This is a genomic window from Planctomycetia bacterium, from assembly GCA_016795155.1.
In the GTDB taxonomy this organism is placed as follows: Bacteria; Planctomycetota; Planctomycetia; order Gemmatales; family HRBIN36; genus JAEUIE01.
In genome coordinates this window covers 137,314-157,205 of the sequence record JAEUIE010000002.1, presented here as the reverse complement: position 1 = coordinate 157,205, position 19,892 = coordinate 137,314, and the positions used below count along the sequence as shown (strand labels likewise).

Annotated in this window: 18 protein-coding genes; 7 read left to right on the top strand and 11 right to left on the bottom strand. The window is 49.9% G+C overall.

What is annotated here, in order from left to right; all coding sequences use genetic code 11:
• The first annotated feature begins 57 nt into the window (after positions 1 to 57).
• Together JNJ77_00685 and JNJ77_00680 are read left to right on the top strand one after the other, a co-directional pair.
• The gene (locus JNJ77_00685) at positions 58 to 2,676 is read left to right on the top strand and encodes a tandem-95 repeat protein (protein ID MBL8821071.1); all 2,619 of its coding nucleotides are present in this window, start codon (positions 58 to 60) and stop codon (positions 2,674 to 2,676) included.
• Entirely contained in the window at positions 2,676 to 3,164 is a 489-nt protein-coding gene (locus JNJ77_00680; GenBank protein ID MBL8821070.1) for a VanZ family protein, read from the top strand. Before JNJ77_00685 ends, JNJ77_00680 begins: the two co-directional genes overlap by 1 nt.
• Here JNJ77_00680 and JNJ77_00675 read toward each other — a convergent pair.
• The 6 genes from JNJ77_00675 to JNJ77_00650 all read right to left on the bottom strand — a co-directional run bounded on the left by JNJ77_00675 (position 3,161) and on the right by JNJ77_00650 (position 8,015).
• Positions 3,161 to 3,373, bottom strand: a complete 213-nt coding sequence (locus JNJ77_00675) for a hypothetical protein (GenBank protein MBL8821069.1) — start codon at positions 3,371 to 3,373, stop codon at positions 3,161 to 3,163. The two genes, JNJ77_00680 and JNJ77_00675, sit on opposite strands and share 4 nt — an antisense overlap.
• A 1-nt stretch (position 3,374) precedes the next feature.
• Complete coding sequence (locus tag JNJ77_00670) at positions 3,375 to 3,851, bottom strand: hypothetical protein (GenBank protein MBL8821068.1); 477 nt, start codon at positions 3,849 to 3,851, stop codon at positions 3,375 to 3,377.
• Between the two features lie 4 nt (positions 3,852 to 3,855).
• Positions 3,856 to 5,532 (bottom strand): hypothetical protein, encoded by a 1,677-nt coding sequence (locus tag JNJ77_00665; protein ID MBL8821067.1) that lies wholly within the window; start codon positions 5,530 to 5,532, stop codon positions 3,856 to 3,858.
• Between the two features lie 49 nt (positions 5,533 to 5,581).
• The gene (locus JNJ77_00660; protein ID MBL8821066.1) at positions 5,582 to 6,118 is read right to left on the bottom strand and encodes a DUF1573 domain-containing protein; all 537 of its coding nucleotides are present in this window, start codon (positions 6,116 to 6,118) and stop codon (positions 5,582 to 5,584) included.
• 78 nt (positions 6,119 to 6,196) lie between these two features.
• Positions 6,197 to 7,099 (bottom strand): hypothetical protein, encoded by a 903-nt coding sequence (locus JNJ77_00655; protein MBL8821065.1) that lies wholly within the window; start codon positions 7,097 to 7,099, stop codon positions 6,197 to 6,199.
• A 115-nt stretch (positions 7,100 to 7,214) separates the two neighbouring features.
• Positions 7,215 to 8,015: a PEP-CTERM sorting domain-containing protein gene (locus tag JNJ77_00650; protein MBL8821064.1), complete on the bottom strand. Its 801-nt coding sequence runs from the start codon at positions 8,013 to 8,015 to the stop codon at positions 7,215 to 7,217.
• A gap of 327 nt (positions 8,016 to 8,342) precedes the next feature.
• Between JNJ77_00650 and JNJ77_00645 the strand changes: the two genes are divergently transcribed.
• Positions 8,343 to 10,214 carry a TIGR03960 family B12-binding radical SAM protein gene (locus JNJ77_00645; GenBank protein MBL8821063.1) on the top strand — a complete coding sequence of 624 codons (1,872 nt, stop codon included), beginning with the start codon at positions 8,343 to 8,345 and terminating at the stop codon, positions 10,212 to 10,214.
• 55 nt (positions 10,215 to 10,269) lie between these two features.
• Here the strand turns inward: JNJ77_00645 and JNJ77_00640 are convergent, their stop codons facing one another.
• From JNJ77_00640 to JNJ77_00630, 3 genes are all read right to left on the bottom strand, one after another.
• Positions 10,270 to 10,590 carry a type II toxin-antitoxin system RelE/ParE family toxin gene (locus JNJ77_00640; GenBank protein MBL8821062.1) on the bottom strand — a complete coding sequence of 107 codons (321 nt, stop codon included), beginning with the start codon at positions 10,588 to 10,590 and terminating at the stop codon, positions 10,270 to 10,272.
• Positions 10,591 to 10,598: 8 nt separating this feature from the next.
• Positions 10,599 to 10,832 (bottom strand): hypothetical protein, encoded by a 234-nt coding sequence (locus JNJ77_00635; GenBank protein MBL8821061.1) that lies wholly within the window; start codon positions 10,830 to 10,832, stop codon positions 10,599 to 10,601.
• A gap of 94 nt (positions 10,833 to 10,926) precedes the next feature.
• Complete coding sequence (locus JNJ77_00630) at positions 10,927 to 11,286, bottom strand: TIGR03066 family protein (GenBank protein MBL8821060.1); 360 nt, start codon at positions 11,284 to 11,286, stop codon at positions 10,927 to 10,929.
• Positions 11,287 to 11,370: 84 nt separating this feature from the next.
• On the opposite strand from JNJ77_00630, the gene JNJ77_00625 reads away from it, so the two are divergent.
• The 3 genes from JNJ77_00625 to JNJ77_00615 all read left to right on the top strand — a co-directional run bounded on the left by JNJ77_00625 (position 11,371) and on the right by JNJ77_00615 (position 13,437).
• Positions 11,371 to 12,729 carry a hypothetical protein gene (locus JNJ77_00625; GenBank protein MBL8821059.1) on the top strand — a complete coding sequence of 453 codons (1,359 nt, stop codon included), beginning with the start codon at positions 11,371 to 11,373 and terminating at the stop codon, positions 12,727 to 12,729.
• 91 nt (positions 12,730 to 12,820) lie between these two features.
• Complete coding sequence (locus tag JNJ77_00620) at positions 12,821 to 13,051, top strand: DUF433 domain-containing protein (GenBank protein ID MBL8821058.1); 231 nt, start codon at positions 12,821 to 12,823, stop codon at positions 13,049 to 13,051.
• Positions 13,048 to 13,437, top strand: coding sequence for a DUF5615 family PIN-like protein (locus JNJ77_00615; GenBank protein ID MBL8821057.1), 390 nt, complete (start codon positions 13,048 to 13,050; stop codon positions 13,435 to 13,437). The genes JNJ77_00620 and JNJ77_00615 overlap by 4 nt, the downstream gene beginning before the upstream one ends.
• A gap of 9 nt (positions 13,438 to 13,446) precedes the next feature.
• On the opposite strand, the gene JNJ77_00610 is transcribed toward JNJ77_00615, so the two are convergent.
• On the bottom strand, positions 13,447 to 15,831 hold the full coding sequence (locus JNJ77_00610) for a DUF4159 domain-containing protein (protein MBL8821056.1): 2,385 nt from the start codon (positions 15,829 to 15,831) through the stop codon (positions 13,447 to 13,449).
• A 422-nt stretch (positions 15,832 to 16,253) separates the two neighbouring features.
• On the opposite strand from JNJ77_00610, the gene JNJ77_00605 reads away from it, so the two are divergent.
• A complete protein-coding gene (locus tag JNJ77_00605; protein MBL8821055.1) occupies positions 16,254 to 19,298 on the top strand; it encodes a M36 family metallopeptidase in 3,045 nt (1,014 codons plus the stop codon).
• 68 nt (positions 19,299 to 19,366) lie between these two features.
• On the opposite strand, the gene JNJ77_00600 is transcribed toward JNJ77_00605, so the two are convergent.
• Positions 19,367 to 19,747, bottom strand: coding sequence for a hypothetical protein (locus JNJ77_00600; protein ID MBL8821054.1), 381 nt, complete (start codon positions 19,745 to 19,747; stop codon positions 19,367 to 19,369).
• Positions 19,748 to 19,892 lie beyond the last annotated feature (145 nt).

Below are 19,892 nucleotides of genomic sequence, written 5' to 3'. Positions count from 1 at the left end.
CAAAGCTTGCATCGTGTCTGAACCACACTGAGATGCCGCACCCTGGAGTTTCAACCGATGAGTAACTGCCGCCGCCGTCGTTTTGTTCCCTCGTTCGACAATCTCGAAAGTCGAACCGTACCGGCGGGCAATATCACTGCCTCGGTCACGGGTGGTACTCTCTATTTCACTGGTGATGATGAAGCCAACCACATCAGTATCACAGGCATCGGCAACGGTGGTGTGCGAATCGAATCTGGTTCCGATGCCACAACCATCAACGGCGAAGATGGCCCACTCGTCTTCTGGAATGTTACCAAAGGCATCGCAGGCTACCTGCTCGGCGGCGATGATCAGCTTACCATTTCCAATGTTGATTTGAAACGTGAGATTGGACTCAACCTCGGCGATGGCAACGATTATCTGCTACTGGATAATGTGCATGCCAAGAAGCCTTCTACTATTAAAGGTGGTGATGGTGATGACGTCATTGCCATTACCGACAGTTCCTTCCGCAAGGAATTAGCCATTTACGCTAATGACGGCGATGATCAGGTCGGTATCGTCAACACCAGAATAGGCAGGCACAGCCGCATTGATGGCGGTAGGGATAACGATACCTTCACTGCCCAAGGGAACAAATGGGGACACAACGTCAAACTCGAAAACTTCCAGTTCAAGAGCAGCGAGATTCTACCCACAGCAGGAGATGATTCAGCCACTCTACTCGAAGGCGGTCAAGTAGATATCGATGTCGCTGCCAACGATTTCAGCCTGCTTGGCCAACTCGACCTCACTTCCATTGTCATTGTCGATGAGCCAACCAACGGTGTAGTGACCGTGAACGACGATGGTACCGTAACTTATGTGCACGATGGATCCAACACCACATCGGACTCATTTACCTACACCATCAGCAACACCAATGGAAAAACTTCTCAGGAAGCCACCGTCAGCATCACGATCACGCCTGTCAACGATCCACCTGCTGCCCTGAACGACACCGCAACCGTAGCTGAAGGTGGAACTGTCAGCATCAATGTGGCTTCTAATGATTCCGACAGCGATGGCACTCTGGCTCTCAACAGCATTACGATTGTCCAGCAGCCAGCTAACGGCTCCGTGACCGTGAATAATAACGGCACGGTGTCCTATACACATAATGGCTCAGAAACGACTACGAACACTTTCACCTACACCATCAAGGATAACCTCGGGGCTACTTCCAATACTGCTACCGTTAATATCACGATTACGCCAGTAAATGATCCACCTGTTGCAGTCAATGATACAGCCACAGTCGATGAAGGTGGCAGTGTAATCATCAATGTTGCATCCAACGATACTGATCCGGAAAACAGTCTGGATTTAACCTCCATTGTCATCGTCGCACAGCCTGCCAACGGTTCCGTGACGGTCAACAACAACGGCACCGTCACTTACCTCCACAATAATTCGAACACCACGACTGACAGTTTCACTTACACCATCAAGGATACGCAGGGCACCACCTCCAATACCGCCACGGTTACCATCACCGTCACTCCTCAAGCAGATGATCCGATAGCGGTAAATGATGCAGCCAACGTCGATGAAGGTGGTAACGTAGTCATTAATCTTGCGTCGAACGATTCCGACCCTGACGGCAGTCTCGATCTCACCACCATAATCATCACGCAGCAACCTGCTCATGGCAGCATCCAGGTGAATAACGATGGCACCGTCACCTATCTCCATGATGGCTCCGAATCCACCACTGATTCCTTTCAGTACACCATTAAAGATACCGAAGGCAACACCTCCAATGCAGCTACGGTTACTGTCACCATCGCTCCTGTCAATGATGATCCAGTAGCTGTCAACGATGAGGCTACTGTTGCCGAAGGTGGCAATATCGTTATCAATCTTGCAGGTAATGACACGGATGCCGAGAACCAGCTTGATCTGACCAGCATCGTCATTGTGGATCAACCCGCCAACGGCAGCATTGTTGTTAACAACGATGGAACGGTTTCCTACACCCACAATGGTTCAGAAACCACTTCTGATTCCTTCACCTACACTATCAAAGATGCAGATGGAGCAACCTCCAATACTGCCACCGTTACCATTACCGTAACTCCACAGAATGATGCACCGGTTGCAGTCGATGACCAGGAATCCATCACTCAGGGTGGCTCGGTCGTCGTCAACGTGGCAGGCAATGATACTGATGCAGACAGTTCTCTCGATCTGAACAGCATCGTCATCACCCAACCACCCGCCAACGGCACCCTTAGCATTAACGGCGATGGCACTATCACCTACACCCATAATGGCTCAGCAACCACTTCTGATTCATTCAAATACACCATTAACGATCAGCAAGGCGCCACTTCCAACGAAGCTCAGGTGAATATCACTATCACTGCCGGTAACCAGCCTCCTGTAGCAGGAAACGATTTCTTCAGCATTCTGGTTTTCGACGTCAAGGTATTCAACCTTATTTCCAATGACACCGATGATGGATTCATCAACCCGGCGTCGATCATCATCGTGAATCAACCATCACACGGTTCGATTATCGTCAATGACAACGGCACCGTGACTTACATGCATAACGGATCAGCATCACCTACCGACAGCTTCACTTACACCATTACAGATAATCTGGGCCTTGTCTCGAATATCGCCACGGTGACCATTAACATTACTTAATGGCTCATTTGAAAGCACAGTCCCGATTCCAGTGGATCATGGTTGCCCTCATGATGGCGGTGACCATGACGCTGGGAACGGATCTCTTCTCCAGCGAAAATACGCAACCCATCATCCGGTGGATCAAGCGACTTTTCTTTGGCGAAGGACCTGACGTACCCACCATCAGTAGTGGCGAAGGCCTACTGCGTAAAACCGCACATTTCCTCGAATACGCCCTGCTCGCTTATCTCTGGCTTCGTGCCCTACGAGGCGATTCAGCTACCCGATGGAAGTGGTCATGGTTCCTGATCGCCCTTGTTGCCACCATCATCTGGGCCAGCCTGGATGAACTGCAGCAGGGCTTCATCAGCCATCAGCGAACAGGCAGCGTCTGGGATGTACTGATCGATTCATCCGGAGCGTTGACAGCCTTATTATTTGTCTATTTTGTTTCGCTGATTCGACCGGCCACAACCAATCCACATACTAACTCAGAATCATCTTAAAGCACCCGTGGCGAGTGCCCCATTTTCTTCAGTTCTTCCACGACCGTTTGTATTTTCCCTGGTCGCAGCAGCAGTACCTGTGGTGTAAGCCGGCCCAGAATCTCCTCTGCCAGCTTTTTGCGTGCCAGCAGCTCCTCTGCCAGCAAGGCATCATCCGTATAAACCAGGCTGACTCGTCGATGCACTTTGACAGGTATGCGCGATGCCATGTTATTTGACTTTCAGCCCTTCAAGAAATAAATCGGCCTGCTTGCCTGATACAAATTCCTTCGGTCCACCGACTTTGATCTCCCAGACTTCATCTTTCACTGCAAAACATCGCAATCGCAAAAGTCCCTTTCCTTCCGGCAACTCAAAGAGGAACTCACGTGCCGGTATGCCGCGATGGTTCAGCCTTTTCTCAGACTTCAACTTCGCCTCCACCCGCTGCTTGATGTTATCCCGCACCTTACTCAAAGCTGATTCAATATCTGCGGGTGAAGCACCTTCGCCACCAGGCAAAGGCGAACGAGCTACATTGTACACTCGATCTTTCTCGGAATGTTGCCAGGTTTTCCCTGTACGACTGGCCCGTTCCTGTGGTGCCTGGGGAAACCGTGCTGTGAAACTCCCGTCTTTCGGACTGTATTCAGGCCATGAAAGGACATCATCTCCACTTATCAACAAAGCCATACCCAGGATCAGCATGGTGTCATTTCTCTCGTCCGTGTTTAATCTTCTCCCATTTGGCAATATCAAAGTGCGGATCATTGTCCAGATCATGACACTTCATGCACATCTCACCGGTTTTCTTTTTATCCTCCATCGACAGGAACATTGGCTTGCGAAAAACCGGATTGCTCGGCTGACCGGCATGCAGGCTGCCCGGCCCATGACAGTTTTCGCAGCCGTTACCGAACAGGTGCGGTGTCTTTTCAGCACTTTCAAACCCACCCTTGTAGCCATAGCCAGTCACATGACATTTGACGCAATCCGGATCATACTGCCTGCCAATCATCTTCATGGTTGAATCTTTTTGAGGAACCTCTGCAATTGGTCGACCATACTTGATCAAGTTCTCCCAGGCGTGGCTATGCTGGGTAGCAGACCAGTGAGCATGCGCTTGCGGATGGCATTCACGACATTTCGCTGCACCGACAAATACTGCATCCTTGAGTTCCGGATCGAGTTGAAACGGATGCGATATCTTCGGCACATCGTTCATATAGTTATTGCGGTACACGCCCCAGACATATTCCTTCATGATTTCCCGACAAACATTTGTCTTATTGTCGGGCAATTCCAGTTCTTCCACCAATTCTTCCAGACGGTATTCTAAAGGCTTGCCTCGCCGATAAGCAGCCACACCCACGGTGCGCCCTTTGTGCCCCACCATGATGATGAGCGTGCCTGAATCATGCTTGATGGGCAGCGATGGTGCGACACCATCGCTGGCATCATTCCTGCAGAGCACCAGGTCAAATGCCTTGGGAAAACGGTTCAACAAAGTCTCAGCTTCTTCACGTTTTCCCTGAAAGAGCAAAATCCTGACCTCAGGATGTGCCGCCTGAAAGGCAGGTAGAACATTTTTCAAGGCATCGGCAGGCGCACTGAACTTCGCCTCATAGTTCTTGGCTTTGCAATCATCGATAATGCTGCCACCCACCAGTCCGAGGTAGCCAACTCGAGGTCTGCCACTGGTGACCTGAAATCCAACCGCCATCTGTACACCAGGTACTGGACAGGCCAAGAGCGAAACAACTCGTCCCACCATGCTCACATTGTCTTCCACTCTGCGTGGATCATCCATCACCCAGGGTTTGAACATATCCGGAAACTGCGTTTCGGGGTCCAACAAATTGGCAGCCAGGATGATCGGTGGCTGATAGTTCTGAGCCAGATCAAATGCAGTATCATGTCGCATAGCCAGTTCGGTTGGCCCCAGCGCCATTCCTGCATAGGACATTGCCTTGAGCGACTTGACCGCCATTTCATACTTCCAGCGGTTTTGCGGCCCTGCCTGCTCCTTGGGTGCCAGATCACCCAGATCTGCCGCCGACAGGGCATAGCCATGCCCACTCAAGCGATTCATCAGTTCCTGGCGTCGTTCCAGACCACCAGTCTGAGGACGGGAACAGCCGCAAGGCTGCAGATACCCATACATCTGTCCGGAAAGAATCAGGCAGAGATCACAGGCTCCACCAGCAAACGCCCTGCCTGGTGAAAACTTTTTGACTCCATCCAGTGCATTGGTTTGTGATGAGACTGGAGAAGAAGCTGATGTGATTGCAACCGATGACGGGTTAGTTGACTGATTACATCCCGCTGACCAGAGAACGCAGGCAATGAGACATATATCCATGCCTCGGGCTGGTTTGATCAATTGCATCTCTGCTCCTTCCTTAGAGCATCCATGATTTTGTTGTCGGTGAACTGGATCAGTTCTTAGCAGGTTTTACTGCCGTAACGATCTCAAAATGCAGGTTATCTACATAACGCTCGTCGTTATGGTAGAAGATCGCCTTCAATCGTACCTTCTCACCAGCCTTGGCAGGTGTCTGCTCCTGTTTGAGCTTGTATATGATCTTGATGACAGCCGATTTCCCCGGTGCAATCTTTGTCATGTGCGATGTTCCGCTGATACGCTGATCATCAATCAATACATCTGCACAAGTACACGACTTGGTCAGCAGTGAAAGTTCCAAGTCTGCTTCACCTTTATTGAGTGCCTTGAAACTGACTTCCTCAACCTGATCGATGGTCGATTCGGGAACAGTGATAGTAACCACATTCGCCGAGGTTTCCATCTTGTACTTGCTTTCGCTGACGGGCAGGAATTCCACCAGCGGGTGTTTGGACTTCTCTGCAGGTGCCGGGAAATCAAGAGTCTGTGCGCCTCGATGCAGCTTGAGATAGGTCAAGCCAGCAGAGATGACGATGGTGCCGAAGATTAATGCAAACCAGAATTTCCACACGTTCGATCCCTCATGCGATCTGACAACTTACTCTTCATGCTACGCTGAAGTGTGCTGGCTGGCTCGAAAATTACTGGTCTATTTTGACGGTGGCTTTGGTGAAACAGATTGCCAGACATGTATCTTGTTGATGACCAGCATGGTAGCTGGAGCAGAATTAACCGATGCCGGCAGAAGTATCGTACCCCGTGTCTGATACTGGTGTTCCGCCTGTTCCATCTTCCCAGTCTGGTTATTGAACAAGATGGTTCCTGTCCGGTTATCCATCACAAATTCCGATTGCGTACCAGGAGTGGCCAGCCCGGGTGACATGGTAAACTTACCCTGCTCTTTACAATCGATAGTTATCTTTTCTTTTCCTTTATCTGTACCGCGATAGGTATAGGTCAGGTTCGTCGTCAGCGTTCCTGCCGGTGCCAGGTTCAAGTCAGTCTTCTTCTTCCAGGTCTGGTTCAAGGTGACATCCTTGTCCGGAAGAAATCCGAACCCCTCACTGATGGCATTGCGGAGATCCGCTTCCGGCATCAGCGCCCTGATGCGATCTACTTCTGATACCGGAATCATGTTACTGAGCTTGAGCAGCCATTCGTTGTACCCTTCCAGCTTTTGTACCTGCAGGTCTGCCCCCAGTATCAGCCGGAATGTGGCGCCTTGCAGCCTGCTGTACAGCGTCGACATCTTTTCGCTGTCAGGCGTCTGATTGTTGCGATACTGCATTGACTCAATTTTTGCTTCAAGTTCAATAGAGTTGTTCTCAGTAACTTTTTTGACCAGATAACTGGTGATCGTACGCATATGCACAATATTGGCTGCAACCTGGGTATTGAACTTCTCCGACTGCTCAATCTTGGTCTGCGTGTCTACCCAGAACTTTTCTCCTTCTTTGAACTTCCATTCCAGACGTACTGCTTTCCCCGACTGGCATATGCCAGGAACATTAACCAGCAGCAGGATGAATAGAGATAGCCAGGACTGATACATGGTCTTTCCTCACGTTAACGTCCATGGTCACATAATTACCGGAACCGGTCAAGTTGTCAGCGCAGGAAAACAGCCGAGGAGAAACTCTCGGCTGTGTTAAAACTCATCATGAGCATTAAGCGATTTGCGCTTCAGCTTGTTGCTTGGCTCGCAGCTTGCGTCGACGTCGAGCCTGAACACGGTTGTAAACTGCTGCACCAACAGCTGCAAGACCCAATCCACTTAGTGCTATGGCACTGGGTTCAGGTACAGCAACGATGCTGATGTCATCAATCTGGTAGTCATTACCCAGTGCGTTGGTAAACAGATTAATCATTTCGAATGAAATGGTATCGTTATTACCAACATTGAAGACAAAGGTACGCTCGGTCCAGTTTTGACCCCAAGCTGGATAATCACCAACGGTCGGTGCCACCAGTACAGGATTAGCAGCAAGCAGACCAGTGTTGTTTCCAGTAATCTGGACATCCAACTGACCAAAGAAGCCATCCAGATTAGTCCAGGAATTCAGCCATACACTGAATCGGTATTCCTGGTTGGGAGTTACAGCGATGCCACTGCGGCCGTAAATGTTGGTAGCACCACTGGCGTTGATTGCCATATAGAGGCCTTCGGCATTGCCGAAAGTGTGATCGAAGAAATTGGGATTGCCGTCACCGGCAACGGGAATAATTTCGTGAGCGGCAATGCCACCACCCAGATCAGCAGCGATGTTATTGGAGATCATGAAGCTGCCAAGAGGTGCCAATCCATTGGGAACCGTGTTCGCAATGTGTCCATAAGTCGTGGTAAAAGGCAAAGCGCCATTTGGATTGGCGTATTGGAAGTTATCAAAGAAAACGGTCTGAGCACTTATGGATGACTGAATTCCTACCGTCACTAGCACTGCTGCCAATGCCCAACGCAATGATGACATGAATGACGTCCTCATGATGTATAATACTCCTTTGGGCAACCTGAGCCGATGGGGACAACTCAAGTCTCAGTGGTACAATCTAACGTTCAGGGAGCATGTGTCAACCAGAAAATTAGAACTTTCCGTTATTTTACTCATCTTTACACAATTTACTTCGTATGCAGGCAACGATAACATCATTAAATCAACCTGCAACGCAAATTGCCCAGTTTCACTATCATCCTAGACTTTACCAACTGATTGATTTTAATAGTTCCCTGCTGACTTTTGATGTCTCGCGTATTTGCTTACAATGGATTTGTCACTGTCCCGCATTGAAAGTCAACGATGACCAATCAGGCACTCAAACAGTCCATCCAGAAGTTACTGTTGCGTGTATTGAAACCAGCTCAGTACCTCGGCAACGAATTGAACAGTGTGCATAAAGATCATCGTTCTGTTCGTGGCACCTTATGCCTGGCATTCCCAGACACTTACTCACTGGGAATGAGTCATCACGGCATGCAGGTTCTCTACAGCCAGATGAATCGCGATCCGCAGTGGGCCTGCGAACGCTGTTTCATGCCCTGGTTCGATATGGAACACCAACTCCGGAAACACCAACTCCCACTCTATGGCCTGGAATCCTACACTCCCCTGCATCAATACGACTTGCTCGGTTTCAGCCTGCAGTATGAAATCTGTTACACCAATGTGCTGGCCATGCTCGATCTTGGCCAGATACCGCTGCATAGCGTTGATCGCACACTCGAACATCCATTGGTCATTTGTGGTGGCCCCGGTGCACAAAATCCGGAACCCCTTGCACCATTCATTGATGTCTTCGTTATCGGCGACGGCGAAGATATCCTCCCCCAACTCATGCACCGCTGGATGTCGCTGAAAGAGCAAAACCAATTTTCCGAAAACCCAGTTAGCCGTGAAGAATTGATCGCACGACTTGTCTCAGGACTCAGCAGTCAAGACTCAGCACTCACCTGCCTGTACGCTCCCCGCTTTTACGAACCCGAATACCATGCCGATGGCACCCTGGCTGCCATGCATCGCACTCGGCCTGATGTGCCTCTCGAAGTAACCGCTGCGGCCATCCAGCGTGATTTTGATGACTACCAGCTTCCATTAGCTCCGATTGTTTCATTCGTTGAAACCACCCACGACCGCATTGCCATCGAAATCATGCGGGGCTGCCCCTGGCAATGCCGGTTCTGCCAGAGCACTGTTATTAAGCGTCCGCTTCGCACGCGCAGCGTCGAATGCATCGTGCAATCAGCATTGGAAAGCTACCGGAATACGGGTTACAACGAAATCAGCTTGCTGAGTCTATCCAGCAGCGATTACCCTGAATTTGAACAACTTGTCCAGCGGATGCACGAAGTGTTCAACCCTCTAGGTGTGAACGTTTCTCTGCCTTCACTGCGGGTTAATCACCAGTTCAGAAACCTGCCCAAACTCATCAAAGGTGCCCGAAAACAAGGCCTGACGCTGGCTCCCGAAGTCGCCCGCAACGATATGCGGGAACAGATTCGTAAGCCGGTCAGTAACGAAGATTTATTCGCCGGTTGTCGCGAAGCGTTCCGACTCGGTTGGAAGCATGTCAAACTCTACTTCCTCATTGGTCTGCCAGGCGAACGCCCCGTTGATCTCGAAGGCATTGTTGAGATGGCTGAAACCATTTCACGCATCGGCAAGGAAGTTACCGGGAAGTTCGTTGAAGTGGTCGCTGCGGTTTCCAACTTTGTTCCCAAGCCCCACACGCCGTACCAGTGGAATGGCATGCAGACCCGTGAATACCTGCAATGGGCGGGCAAATACATGCGAAGCAAATGCACCCTTCGCTGGGTAAAGATCAAACAACATGGATTGGATTGCAGCATGCTCGAAGGATTGCTGACACGAGGTGATCGTCGCATTGCCCAGGTGATTCTGGAAGCCTATCGACGCGGAGCCAGGCTCGATGCCTGGAGCGAGTGTTTCCGTCCCGAACTCTGGTGGCAGGTAGTGATGGACCTGTGCATCGACTTCGATTTCTTCGTTCACCGCCAAAGGCCAACCACCGAACGCCTGGCATGGGATCATGTCAATGTCAAGAAAGGCCGAGGCTATCTGGAAAAGGAACAACAGCGAAGCGTTATTCAACTGGGCGTGATGGCTGCTGCGAAAGATGATAAGCCGACGGAGAAGTTTGTGGTACGTTCCTAAACCTCTAATCAAGCATACGGCGATAATACCAAGTTGATTTCCTAAACAATCTTGTTCAATTAAGGTCTCGAAGCAACTTGTTCACTTTTCTGGCGCCGTGAACCACTCTCATGACCATTAATCGCTTTCCATCGGTTCGATAGTAGATGACGTAGTTCGGAAACTCACGAATTGTCCAGTACCTGACATCCACCAATTGCTTGTTGCGGGTTTGATGGATAGCTCCCATTTCAGGAAACTCTGCAACGTAGCCCATAGCAGCAAAAACTGCGCTGACAAATCGCTCAGCCAATGGTGCGCTTTGCCGTTCCTCAAAATAGGCATGAAGTCCCTGAATGTCTACAACAGCACTCTGGAAAAGAAATGGGATGAGCATGCCAGACTTTATCCGGGTTGCTTCTTTTTGATTAATTCTCGCCAGTCTTGGGGCATCGGGATGAGGGGCGTGTTTACAGCCTCCAACAGTAGTTGATCCAGTTCTTCGTCGTATCCATCGCTTGCCAGATAATCACGCAGGACCGTTTCGAGCATAACTTGCATGTCGCCGTTGAAGGATTCATCTGCGCGGGCGCGAGCTAATATTTCAAGTTCAGCAGGCAACTTCAATTCGATGGTCATGATTTTCTCCTTCTTCGTCGTTTGCCTGTTAACTGAACAACTCAACTGCCCATCCATTTCCATGGATGGGCATGGAATTTCGTGAACAGGAAACCTACTTCACCTTCTTGTACTTCCGTTCTTCTTTCTTCTCATCATCGTTAGTTACCATCTCATCAGTTGTCAGCTTGGTTATCTTCCGTGTCTGATCCTGCTCATTGCCATTAACATCGACTTTCACATTGAGCTTATCGCCATCGAGTTTGTACGTACCTTCGAATTTCAGCTTCATTCCCTGGGTTTCTACCTCCACAGTGACCTTATTATCCTTGGTGTATTCCACCACCAGTTTGTCTACACCATCAGGTAATTTGGCTGGTTCCCATTTGCCCACCAGCAGCTTGCCATCAATCTTTTCGTCGGCTGCTGCCCCAGGCACCAGCATCATTAAACCAATCAGCATATGACAGAACATGTCTCTTTCTCCTGATTAAAAGCACTTAACACTTATGCTTTGTTATAGTGAACCTGCCCCGCCTGCTGCTATGATTATGCCGCTATGTTGAAACATCTTCGCCGCTGGCATTTTGATCTGGCTATCTTTGCAGGCCTGGCCCTCTTTGCCTGGGCCTACTGGTACAGCATTCCCAGACCCACCTGGCAAGTGCCGCTGATCGATACGGTCCGATATGAAATGCGATCGAGTCAACTGGTCGGCGAGGTTGCTTTGAATGATCAGTCATCCTGCTATGTCGAATGTTTCGACACGGTGACAAAAGAAGTGCATCGATACATCGAACGACGCAGTTTGACTGCTGGCGATCTACTCCAGAAGATCGAGATTGAACTGCCGGTCAATGTAAAAGGAAAACACCCACCATACAAACTCGCAGGCAGTAGCCACTCAGAATTGCTCATTTTCTCTACCCTGCAGACACCCTCAGCAGAAGGCTATATGAACTGCTTCGTTTCCCGCAATGATGGCAAACCTGTTGGCCCGGTGATTGAAGCAAAAACCAACGAATTATTGTTCGTGCTGGAGCGAGCGAAAAACCAACAAGATTATTGGGCCTTGCGAAGTTCATTCACTTTACCTGGTTCCGCAAACAAATCGCAAAACCCTTCCCCCAGTGCGATAATCAATCTTTCCACTGGCAAAGTTATCAAGGAATTCGCCGTCAATGAGATGAAGCCCCTCCACGCAGCCTTAACTCCTGATCGCCTCTATCTGCTGCTGTTTCGTGCACAAGACAAGTATCTCATTGAACTGTACAACACACGCGATTGGACCGTGCAATACACCAGCCAACCGATCCAAGGCTTCCTTTCCTACCACGTTCAGTTTCTACCGGATGATACCATCATCCTGAATAACTACATCAAATCGAATCCTGCGAATTCTACACTGCAACAGCAGTTCCGTTGTTACCGCATCGACCCCAAATCGCAGGTTCTTCAGGAACTCGACAGCCATCCGTTGCATGGACTGACATTCAAGCAGGGTACTTTCATAGTTCCTCCTCATCTCATCGAAGTAACTCATCAGGAGAACAAACCTTTTGCCTCACCATTCCTGGCAACCCTGGAAAAATTCTTCAGCATCGTTGGCATCACGCAGGATTACAGCCAGAAAAGATCCATCACCATTCGTGATCTCGACAGCCAGAAACCCCTTCGTCACATTGAAGGATTAGCAAACGAGGAGTTTCAACATTCTCCCGACTGGCACAAGCTGATCATGCTCAGCAGTGTTATGAAAGACAACAAGCTTATCAACTACTCCCTCAGCGCATATCCAATTCATACTGTGGAATGGAATACGACACTGCAGTGGACACGATACCTCGCCTGGATTCTGATCATCCCCTGGCCTCTGCGGTATCTGGTGATGAGCAGACCGAAAGGTGGGTGTCGTTGAGTCGGTCCTTGTTCTAAAACAGGCATCGTTTCGAGTAAGATAATTGTTAAAGCCTGGTTGATGGGGTACAATCATCCTGCAGGAGATACCCATGTACGATCGCATTACATCGAACCCCGGCATCCTCGGTGGCAAGCCTGTCATTGCCGGTACACGTCTCAGTGTTGAATTTGTTCTTGAATACATGGCTAGTGGTGGCACTATTCAGAAGTTTGTTGAAACCTATCCTCATGTCTCCGAAGAAGATGTGAAGCAAGCGATGTTATTCGCCGCCAACCGTGTCCGTAATGAAGTCGAATCCACCGTACGGATTCCGGCATGAAGCTCCGTGACTTTCCTCTGCTTACTGATGAGAACATCATTCCGGAAGTAATTGCATATCTACGCCAGATAGGATTTGACGTTATTGATGTCAGCGAAAGAGGCTGGGAAGGCCAATTGGACTCACACTTACTTGCTATAGCTTACAGCGAAGGTCGAGTTGTTGTGACGCATGATGCTGACTTCGGTTCATTAGCTGTTCAGCAAAACCAGCCACTGATAGGAATCTTCTACATCAGACCTGGCCATTTTGACGCATCGGTCACCATAGACACCATCAATAATGTACTTCAACACGATCCTGATCTTGAGCCTCCATTTCTGTTGGTTGCAAAACGAGGTGTAGACCGCATCACCATTCGTGTTCGATCTGTTCTGCATCCCTGACTCCACAAATTACTCCTTCATCGCATATAGCAGCACCTGCATGGCCAGTTCCAATGCACTCTCATGCTGATACCCTACGCAATCTGCTGAGGCATGGCGATCCAAAGCGCAGCCTATGTCATACTTGCTGTACATCACCACCCAGGGACTGGTGGGGTCTTTGGGATCCAGCCTTATCCCTTCCAGCGCAGGCTCCATCGGAGCATAAGCCTTGCCCGATTCCGTTCGACAATTGAGTCGTTGAATCTCTTTCCCGCTGACGCGCTTGGAATAGAGTGGATCACTGATAGGAATAGCCTCCAGTTCTCTTCCGAAAGTAGCTTTGATATTCTCGCGGAATCGCTTGTCAAAAGTCTTGTCGCCACAGCAGGCATCGCACAGCAGTGCCCCGCCATTCTCAAGATGCCCGCGAAGCCGCTTCGATTGCTCCTCCGTCCAGGTGAAATCACCCCGGCCATGCATGTACAGAAACTTGCTATTGAATAAATCTGCATCATCCAACGTCAGTGCTTTGGTCTGCAGAATAACATCCAGACCCTGCTTCGAGGCTTCCGTCATCAGCACGCGCATGGCATTAGGGGCAGGCTGCCAGTTCTTGCTGCCATAGTTGACCTGAGCAATCTGCAGGAAGTTTCGTTGGATGGCTGATTCTTCATTCTGAACCAGCGTTTTCTTGCTCAGCTTGTCTTCCGGCGGCTCCAGACCCGTAGCATATGCCACGATGTTGGCACCAAGGTGAAACGCCAATTTGGTCTTAGGGAATTCCTTGTGCAGGTTGGCTTCCCAGTGCGAAGAAATACCCTTGGGTGCATAAGCTAGGCATGTCTTGCAGCCCAGGTCAATTCCCTGCAGTGAAAAGCTGCCTGGTTCAACCGGAAATGCCGCATTCCAAATAGGATGCCCCGCTGCCAATGGTGTCAACTCACGATCAGGGAACAGCTCTTTGCAAAGCTTCCGGAATCCTTGATCAAAGTCACCACTACCACAACAGGCTTCTGCCAGAATGAAGCCACCCTGCTCGACATATCGTTTGAGCAGTGTCTTCTCTCCCTCGGAAAACTTGGGTGCTTCGCTGCCGTTGATGTAACAGATCGGGGCCTGTAACAGGTCTTGCAGGATGACATCCTGAGAAACATCGCGACCAACAGCCTGCCGGGCTGCATCAAAAATCTGCCAGGTCATCGGTACCGCTCGGTTCTCTTTCTTGAAAACCTGCTTGGAACAGAAATCGGTAAGGTTCCTGACATCATTGTGATGAATATTCCAGTTGCCAGTGTAACCACGCGGCGTGGGGCCATGTGCGATCTTTTGTACCAGAATAGGCATCTTGCCCTTGGCCAGAAACAGCAGGCTGAAACTGGTCGCCAGTACCGGATCGCCATCGATGAGTGCCCTGCTCTCCCATTTCCCTGCTTGACTTTGTACAGCCAGCAGCGTCTTAACCCCCTGACGATACCAGTCAATCATGGTGCCACCACGATTGAAAAATCGAAGACCGGAAAAACGGCCTACACGCTCGATACCATAAATGTTGTAAAAGGGAAACGAGGTGCCCTGAAAGATATTACGGCCAATATCGATGTTGAACTTGTTTCCAATCTGCCTTAATCCCCGCTCGATTGCTTTTTCGTTGTCGACATCACGCATTCCACAGTTGGCATACTCGCCATCGGCATTGGGTGGGCCTTGAATAATCGGCAAACTCATATCGCAGATGAGCAGCCCACAAACTCCAGCAGATGTCATGGTCAGCCGCTCGCTGCCATCGCCTTCGATGTTGTAACCCCAGCCTCCAGAGGCATTCTGGCTCGCCAGGTACATCTTCTTGACCTTCTGCCAGATTTCAGGCTTCACCGTGATTCCCGCTGCATGAGCCTCTCGCAATGCCAGCACGGCATATTGAGTATTGGAATGATCAGGCCGGTTTATTCCTCCCATGGGGTAACCCCAGGCAATCATAGAGCCTTGAGCCGATGCATCGGCCACCTGGATCAGCCAATCAATGATTTCCCTGATCTTAGGCCCGTATCGCTGCGGGTCAGCCTGCGAAAGGGCAATCGCCTGCAGGCTGGCCACATAGGTCTTCTTCGGAGGCAATTTCTCAAGATAATCGAGCGCCTTTTTCATGACAGGATCAGAGGGTGGCACTCCCGATTCCAGCAGTGCAATCGTGGCCAGTGCCGTAACTCCGCCTGTGTAGTCGCCTAGTTGAATCGGAGCAGCGTTAAATCTCTCCCAATTCCCGGTCTGGTTATCCTGAGTACGTTTCAGGAAATCGATGCCTTTCTGGATGGCTTCGCGAACCTGCTGCGGCGTAATTTCCGGAGCCTGAGCCAGAATCGGTTCAGGAAAAGCCAGGCAGAGTATGAGGATCGTGGAGAGTTGATACTTCATGTCGTGATCCTGCTGCAAGGAGATATGAACATTATAGTAGTGCTATCATTTCAGAAATCGGCTTGGTAAACATAAAGATATGGAACATCCAAAGTGGCGCTTGCACTTTGATTCATGCCTTGTCATAATGGGACTGCTGAACTTGGCGCATTGAATGTTGGAACTAATCGCCCCTCTTATGCGTCTAGAGACTTAAGGAAAAATCCTGAGGATGTTGCATGATTCAGAGAGTTTCTCAGAGTTACGCATGGTTTGCGGAATAGTGGAGCTTTTCGGGCCGGTAACTCAGGGTATTTCCCACATTTTAACTTGCGAGGTCGTGGCAGGCGGTTAGCTTTATCTTCGTGGCCCATCTTTTTTGTTGGTGCCTTTCCGCTTTGTCAGGATGACCAACCGCACCAGCTATTGTGGAGAGAGACGTCATGCGAGTACAGCGATCAGCCAATCTTGTGTCTCAGTTAAACCGTTATAAACCCAATATTGAGACCCTGGAAGATCGTTCGATACCGGGGAATATGATTCTCGGCCCCTCGGGAATCGAACTTCCCTTTGCCGTCTCCGGCCAGAAGTCTCCTCTGCTTACCAGCACTGCAGTTAACAACGCAGTTGCTTCCCTGAGAACCACTACTTCCACTTCAGTACAAGACAACTTCGATCTGGTACGAGCTGCAGCCAAACAGTTGGTCAACGGTATTTTTAACCGTACCAGCCAACCAAGCCAGAGCAAATCAGGGTCAGTAATCGACACTTCATTAAGTAACCAGTCTTCCGGAACCAACATGACCTTCCGGAAAGACTCCTTTGAACAGGCAGTTCAAAACCTGACTAATCTGATCAATGCCGCATCCAGTACACAAAGTAGTGGCTCAAGCTCGTTGGGATCTTTGTCTAACAGCATCAAGACGAGCATTGGCGGAGTAGGTATCCTGCCATCTACGTCAAAGACTCCCACGCCTCCAGCTAATAACACTAACAATTCCCCCAATAGTATTTATAAGTTAGCCGATGGCGACAGTGGTGGATACGACACTCGCAGTGATCTAAGACAGAACGCACCAATCTCCACTTTGAATGCCTCACAGTTGCAGGGCGAAGCTCTTCTCCGGCAGACTGCAACGGATCTCAACTATACCGTTGACTCGGTATTCGGCATACCGAGCAGCATGATAAATCTTTCGTCTCCGCTGACTGGACCACGCGTCGGCTCTGCGATCAACATCACCAAGGATTTTATCTCACAAAACGCTCAATTCCTTGGCATCTCCGCAACTGACGTCAACACCCTCCGAGATGTTGGCTCGTACAACTGGAGCACTGGTGGTGGCATCGTTCACTTACAGCAATATGTCAACAATCGTCCTGTCATCGGAACCAACTCCGGCTCTGCTGTCCGGGCAGATGGCTCACTGGTGATTCTCAACAATGGCATGATTCCGAATGTTTCAAGTACAATCAATGCCACAACTCCAGTACTGACAGCTCAACAAGCTATTCTGCGTGCAGCCCAGGATGCTGGCCTCACAGTCAGAGGTACTCTCGCCAGCACCACTCCACGAGGTGTTGAACAGGTTCCTACCTTTATCAATGCCAGCATCTCCATCGATCCAATTCCGGTGAGTCTGCAATATTTGCCCATCGGCCCCGGTGAAACCAGGCTGGTTTACAATACCCGTATCTTTATTCCCGGCTCAGCTTACATGTTTGAGTACAACATTGATGCTGTAACCGGGCAAGCCTGGAACCGGACTAACTGGGTTGCTGGCGACAGCTATCGCGTTTTCCAGGCACCTGTGTCCAATCCGGGAGATGGTTCCCGAACACTTGTGGTGAATCCTGCTGACCCCCTGGCTTCCCCATACGGCTGGCATGACATCAACGGGAGAACCGGTGCTGAGTACTTCTACACCCGTGGTAACAATACTTCTACCATCTGGGCACCTCTTGCCGATCATGAAGCTGATCCACCAATTTTAAATGGTACTCCGGCATTTGGTGTCGGTGGCAATAACTACGACTTCCCACTGAATGTAGCACTGCATCCGAATTCTTATTCCAATTCAGCTACCACACAGTTGTTCTACGCAGTCAATTACTTCCATGACGTAACTTATCGGGCTGGTTTCAACGAAGTTGCGGGGAATTTCCAGCAGAATAATTACGGCAGAGGCCCCACTACCTCACAGAATGATCCAATTCGGGCATTTGCCCAGTCGGGGTCACAAATCGGCTACTCCAACAATGCATTCTTTGCACCAACCCCAGACGGTATTGCACCAAGAACACACTTCTTCATCTGGGCCGGTTCTGCAGGTGTACGTGACACCGACCTTGACAACGATATCATTTTCCACGAACTGGGACATGGTCTCTCCACACGTCTGGTAGGAGGTCCTCAATACGCAGGTTCGTTATCACAAACTTTTGAAGGTCGAGGTTTGGGCGAAGGCTGGGCCGACTATATGGCTCTTGTTCTCGGTCAGAAGCAAACTGACAACAAAACAACTCGACAAACAGTTGGAAACTGGGTCCAGGGTCAGAATGCTGCTGGCAATGGCATCCGCAATTACCCCTATAGCTATAACCAGGTTATCAGCCCCTATACCTACTCCGATTTTGATCAACAACAATCGTCCCATGGCGATGGCAACGGATTCTACTCCTATTACACCATGGGCGAAATCTGGGCGAATGCTCTGAATGACTTCACTCTGAACATGACGGAAAACTACGGCTACAATGCAGACATGCTGAATGGCGATGCTGGTAATAATCGTGCATTCAAGCTGGTTGTAGCCGCTATGGCATTGACGCCTTTTGCTCCGAGCTCTATCGAAGCACGTAATGCCTTGGTAGCAGCTGACCAGTTCCAGTACGGTGGCGCCTATCAGCGGGAAATATGGGATGCCATGGCACGGCGTGGCCTGGGTGTGCGTGCTATTGCTGCTACACCCGATCCTGATGATCCTGCTGAAAATCCTCCTGTACCCTGGACTCTGCAGGAAGATTTTACACAACCTGACTTCACCAATGTGCCTCCACCTCCACCACCTCCTGGTGGCAATGGCAGCAACGATAACTTCTATGAGCCGAATGAAACTTCCAATCGGGCTTTCGATCTCGGAACTCTTCCCACTGGTGCAACGAGTGTGGACGACCTGCAGATCAAACAGCCTCAGGCTGGCCGTGCCCAGGACCGCGATTGGTTCAAGTTCACTGCTACCAGCGCTGGAATTTTGACCATCAATGTAGACGTTGCGACTAGTGCCGGTGATATTGACCTCTATGTTTACCGCTCCAAAAACGGGTCACCGACCGCTCTCACCAAGATTGGTCAGGGTGTCACCCGTACCAGAGGTGCCAGTGAAACAGTCAATATCGCAGTAGGAGCAGGTATCACCTACTACTTCGCCGTTGCGGGCTATAACAATGGCTGGGGCAACTACAACATCAACATCACTGCTCCATAAGCAGTTGCACTCATGCACAAAGAGCCCACCAGTTTCTGGTGGGCTCTTTATTTATCTACTCGTAACTGTTACTGGCCGCAACTGGTACACGAACCACTGCTACCAAACATTTCATCATACATGCGTTGGGCTGCGTTGCGTTCCCTGGTAACCTGTTTTCGTGTCGGTGGAGTGCGACAGGGTTCCACAAAGAACTCGCAACTGCTGCCCCACAGAAAAACGCTGGTGCCCCGAAAGCCCGGAACCCCCATTTCATTGTGGGATTTGCCGTAACCACAGCAGGGAAAGCGGTCGAACTTATCATGAATTTTGTCGCAAATGCGATGTGCCTTCGGACACTCTTCCTGCCGGCCAATAGTTGCAAAGGTAGAAGTATACTCCTGAGACCAGGCTGCACTGCTCGCTAACAGCCCACATGCCAAGGCTAGGAGGTTTCGATTCAACATCATGGTTTCGCTCTCCGGCACAACTTGCCAATTACTCTCTTTGCATCGGAATGAACTATGCGCTTGCTCTTTCCGTCAAAAGAATTAAGTGCGAAAATGAGACTTAATGGTGATAATGTTTCTATCTGGAACATGATTGACCAGATTA

Excerpts from the sequence above, each read along its gene's own strand:
- JNJ77_00685 (MBL8821071.1), top strand. The coding sequence starts at position 58 with ATGAGTAACTGCCGCCGCCGTCGTTTTGTTCCCTCGTTCGACAATCTC.
- JNJ77_00680 (MBL8821070.1), top strand. The coding sequence starts at position 2,676 with ATGGCTCATTTGAAAGCACAGTCCCGATTCCAGTGGATCATGGTTGCC.
- JNJ77_00675 (MBL8821069.1), bottom strand. The coding sequence starts at position 3,373 with ATGGCATCGCGCATACCTGTCAAAGTGCATCGACGAGTCAGCCTGGTT.
- JNJ77_00670 (MBL8821068.1), bottom strand. The coding sequence starts at position 3,851 with ATGCTGATCCTGGGTATGGCTTTGTTGATAAGTGGAGATGATGTCCTT.
- JNJ77_00665 (MBL8821067.1), bottom strand. The coding sequence starts at position 5,532 with ATGCAATTGATCAAACCAGCCCGAGGCATGGATATATGTCTCATTGCC.
- JNJ77_00655 (MBL8821065.1), bottom strand. The coding sequence starts at position 7,099 with ATGTATCAGTCCTGGCTATCTCTATTCATCCTGCTGCTGGTTAATGTT.
- JNJ77_00650 (MBL8821064.1), bottom strand. The coding sequence starts at position 8,015 with ATGTCATCATTGCGTTGGGCATTGGCAGCAGTGCTAGTGACGGTAGGA.
- JNJ77_00645 (MBL8821063.1), top strand. The coding sequence starts at position 8,343 with ATGACCAATCAGGCACTCAAACAGTCCATCCAGAAGTTACTGTTGCGT.
- JNJ77_00640 (MBL8821062.1), bottom strand. The coding sequence starts at position 10,590 with ATGCTCATCCCATTTCTTTTCCAGAGTGCTGTTGTAGACATTCAGGGA.
- JNJ77_00635 (MBL8821061.1), bottom strand. The coding sequence starts at position 10,832 with ATGACCATCGAATTGAAGTTGCCTGCTGAACTTGAAATATTAGCTCGC.
- JNJ77_00630 (MBL8821060.1), bottom strand. The coding sequence starts at position 11,286 with ATGTTCTGTCATATGCTGATTGGTTTAATGATGCTGGTGCCTGGGGCA.
- JNJ77_00625 (MBL8821059.1), top strand. The coding sequence starts at position 11,371 with ATGTTGAAACATCTTCGCCGCTGGCATTTTGATCTGGCTATCTTTGCA.
- JNJ77_00620 (MBL8821058.1), top strand. The coding sequence starts at position 12,821 with ATGTACGATCGCATTACATCGAACCCCGGCATCCTCGGTGGCAAGCCT.
- JNJ77_00615 (MBL8821057.1), top strand. The coding sequence starts at position 13,048 with ATGAAGCTCCGTGACTTTCCTCTGCTTACTGATGAGAACATCATTCCG.
- JNJ77_00610 (MBL8821056.1), bottom strand. The coding sequence starts at position 15,831 with ATGAAGTATCAACTCTCCACGATCCTCATACTCTGCCTGGCTTTTCCT.
- JNJ77_00605 (MBL8821055.1), top strand. The coding sequence starts at position 16,254 with ATGCGAGTACAGCGATCAGCCAATCTTGTGTCTCAGTTAAACCGTTAT.
- JNJ77_00600 (MBL8821054.1), bottom strand. The coding sequence starts at position 19,747 with ATGATGTTGAATCGAAACCTCCTAGCCTTGGCATGTGGGCTGTTAGCG.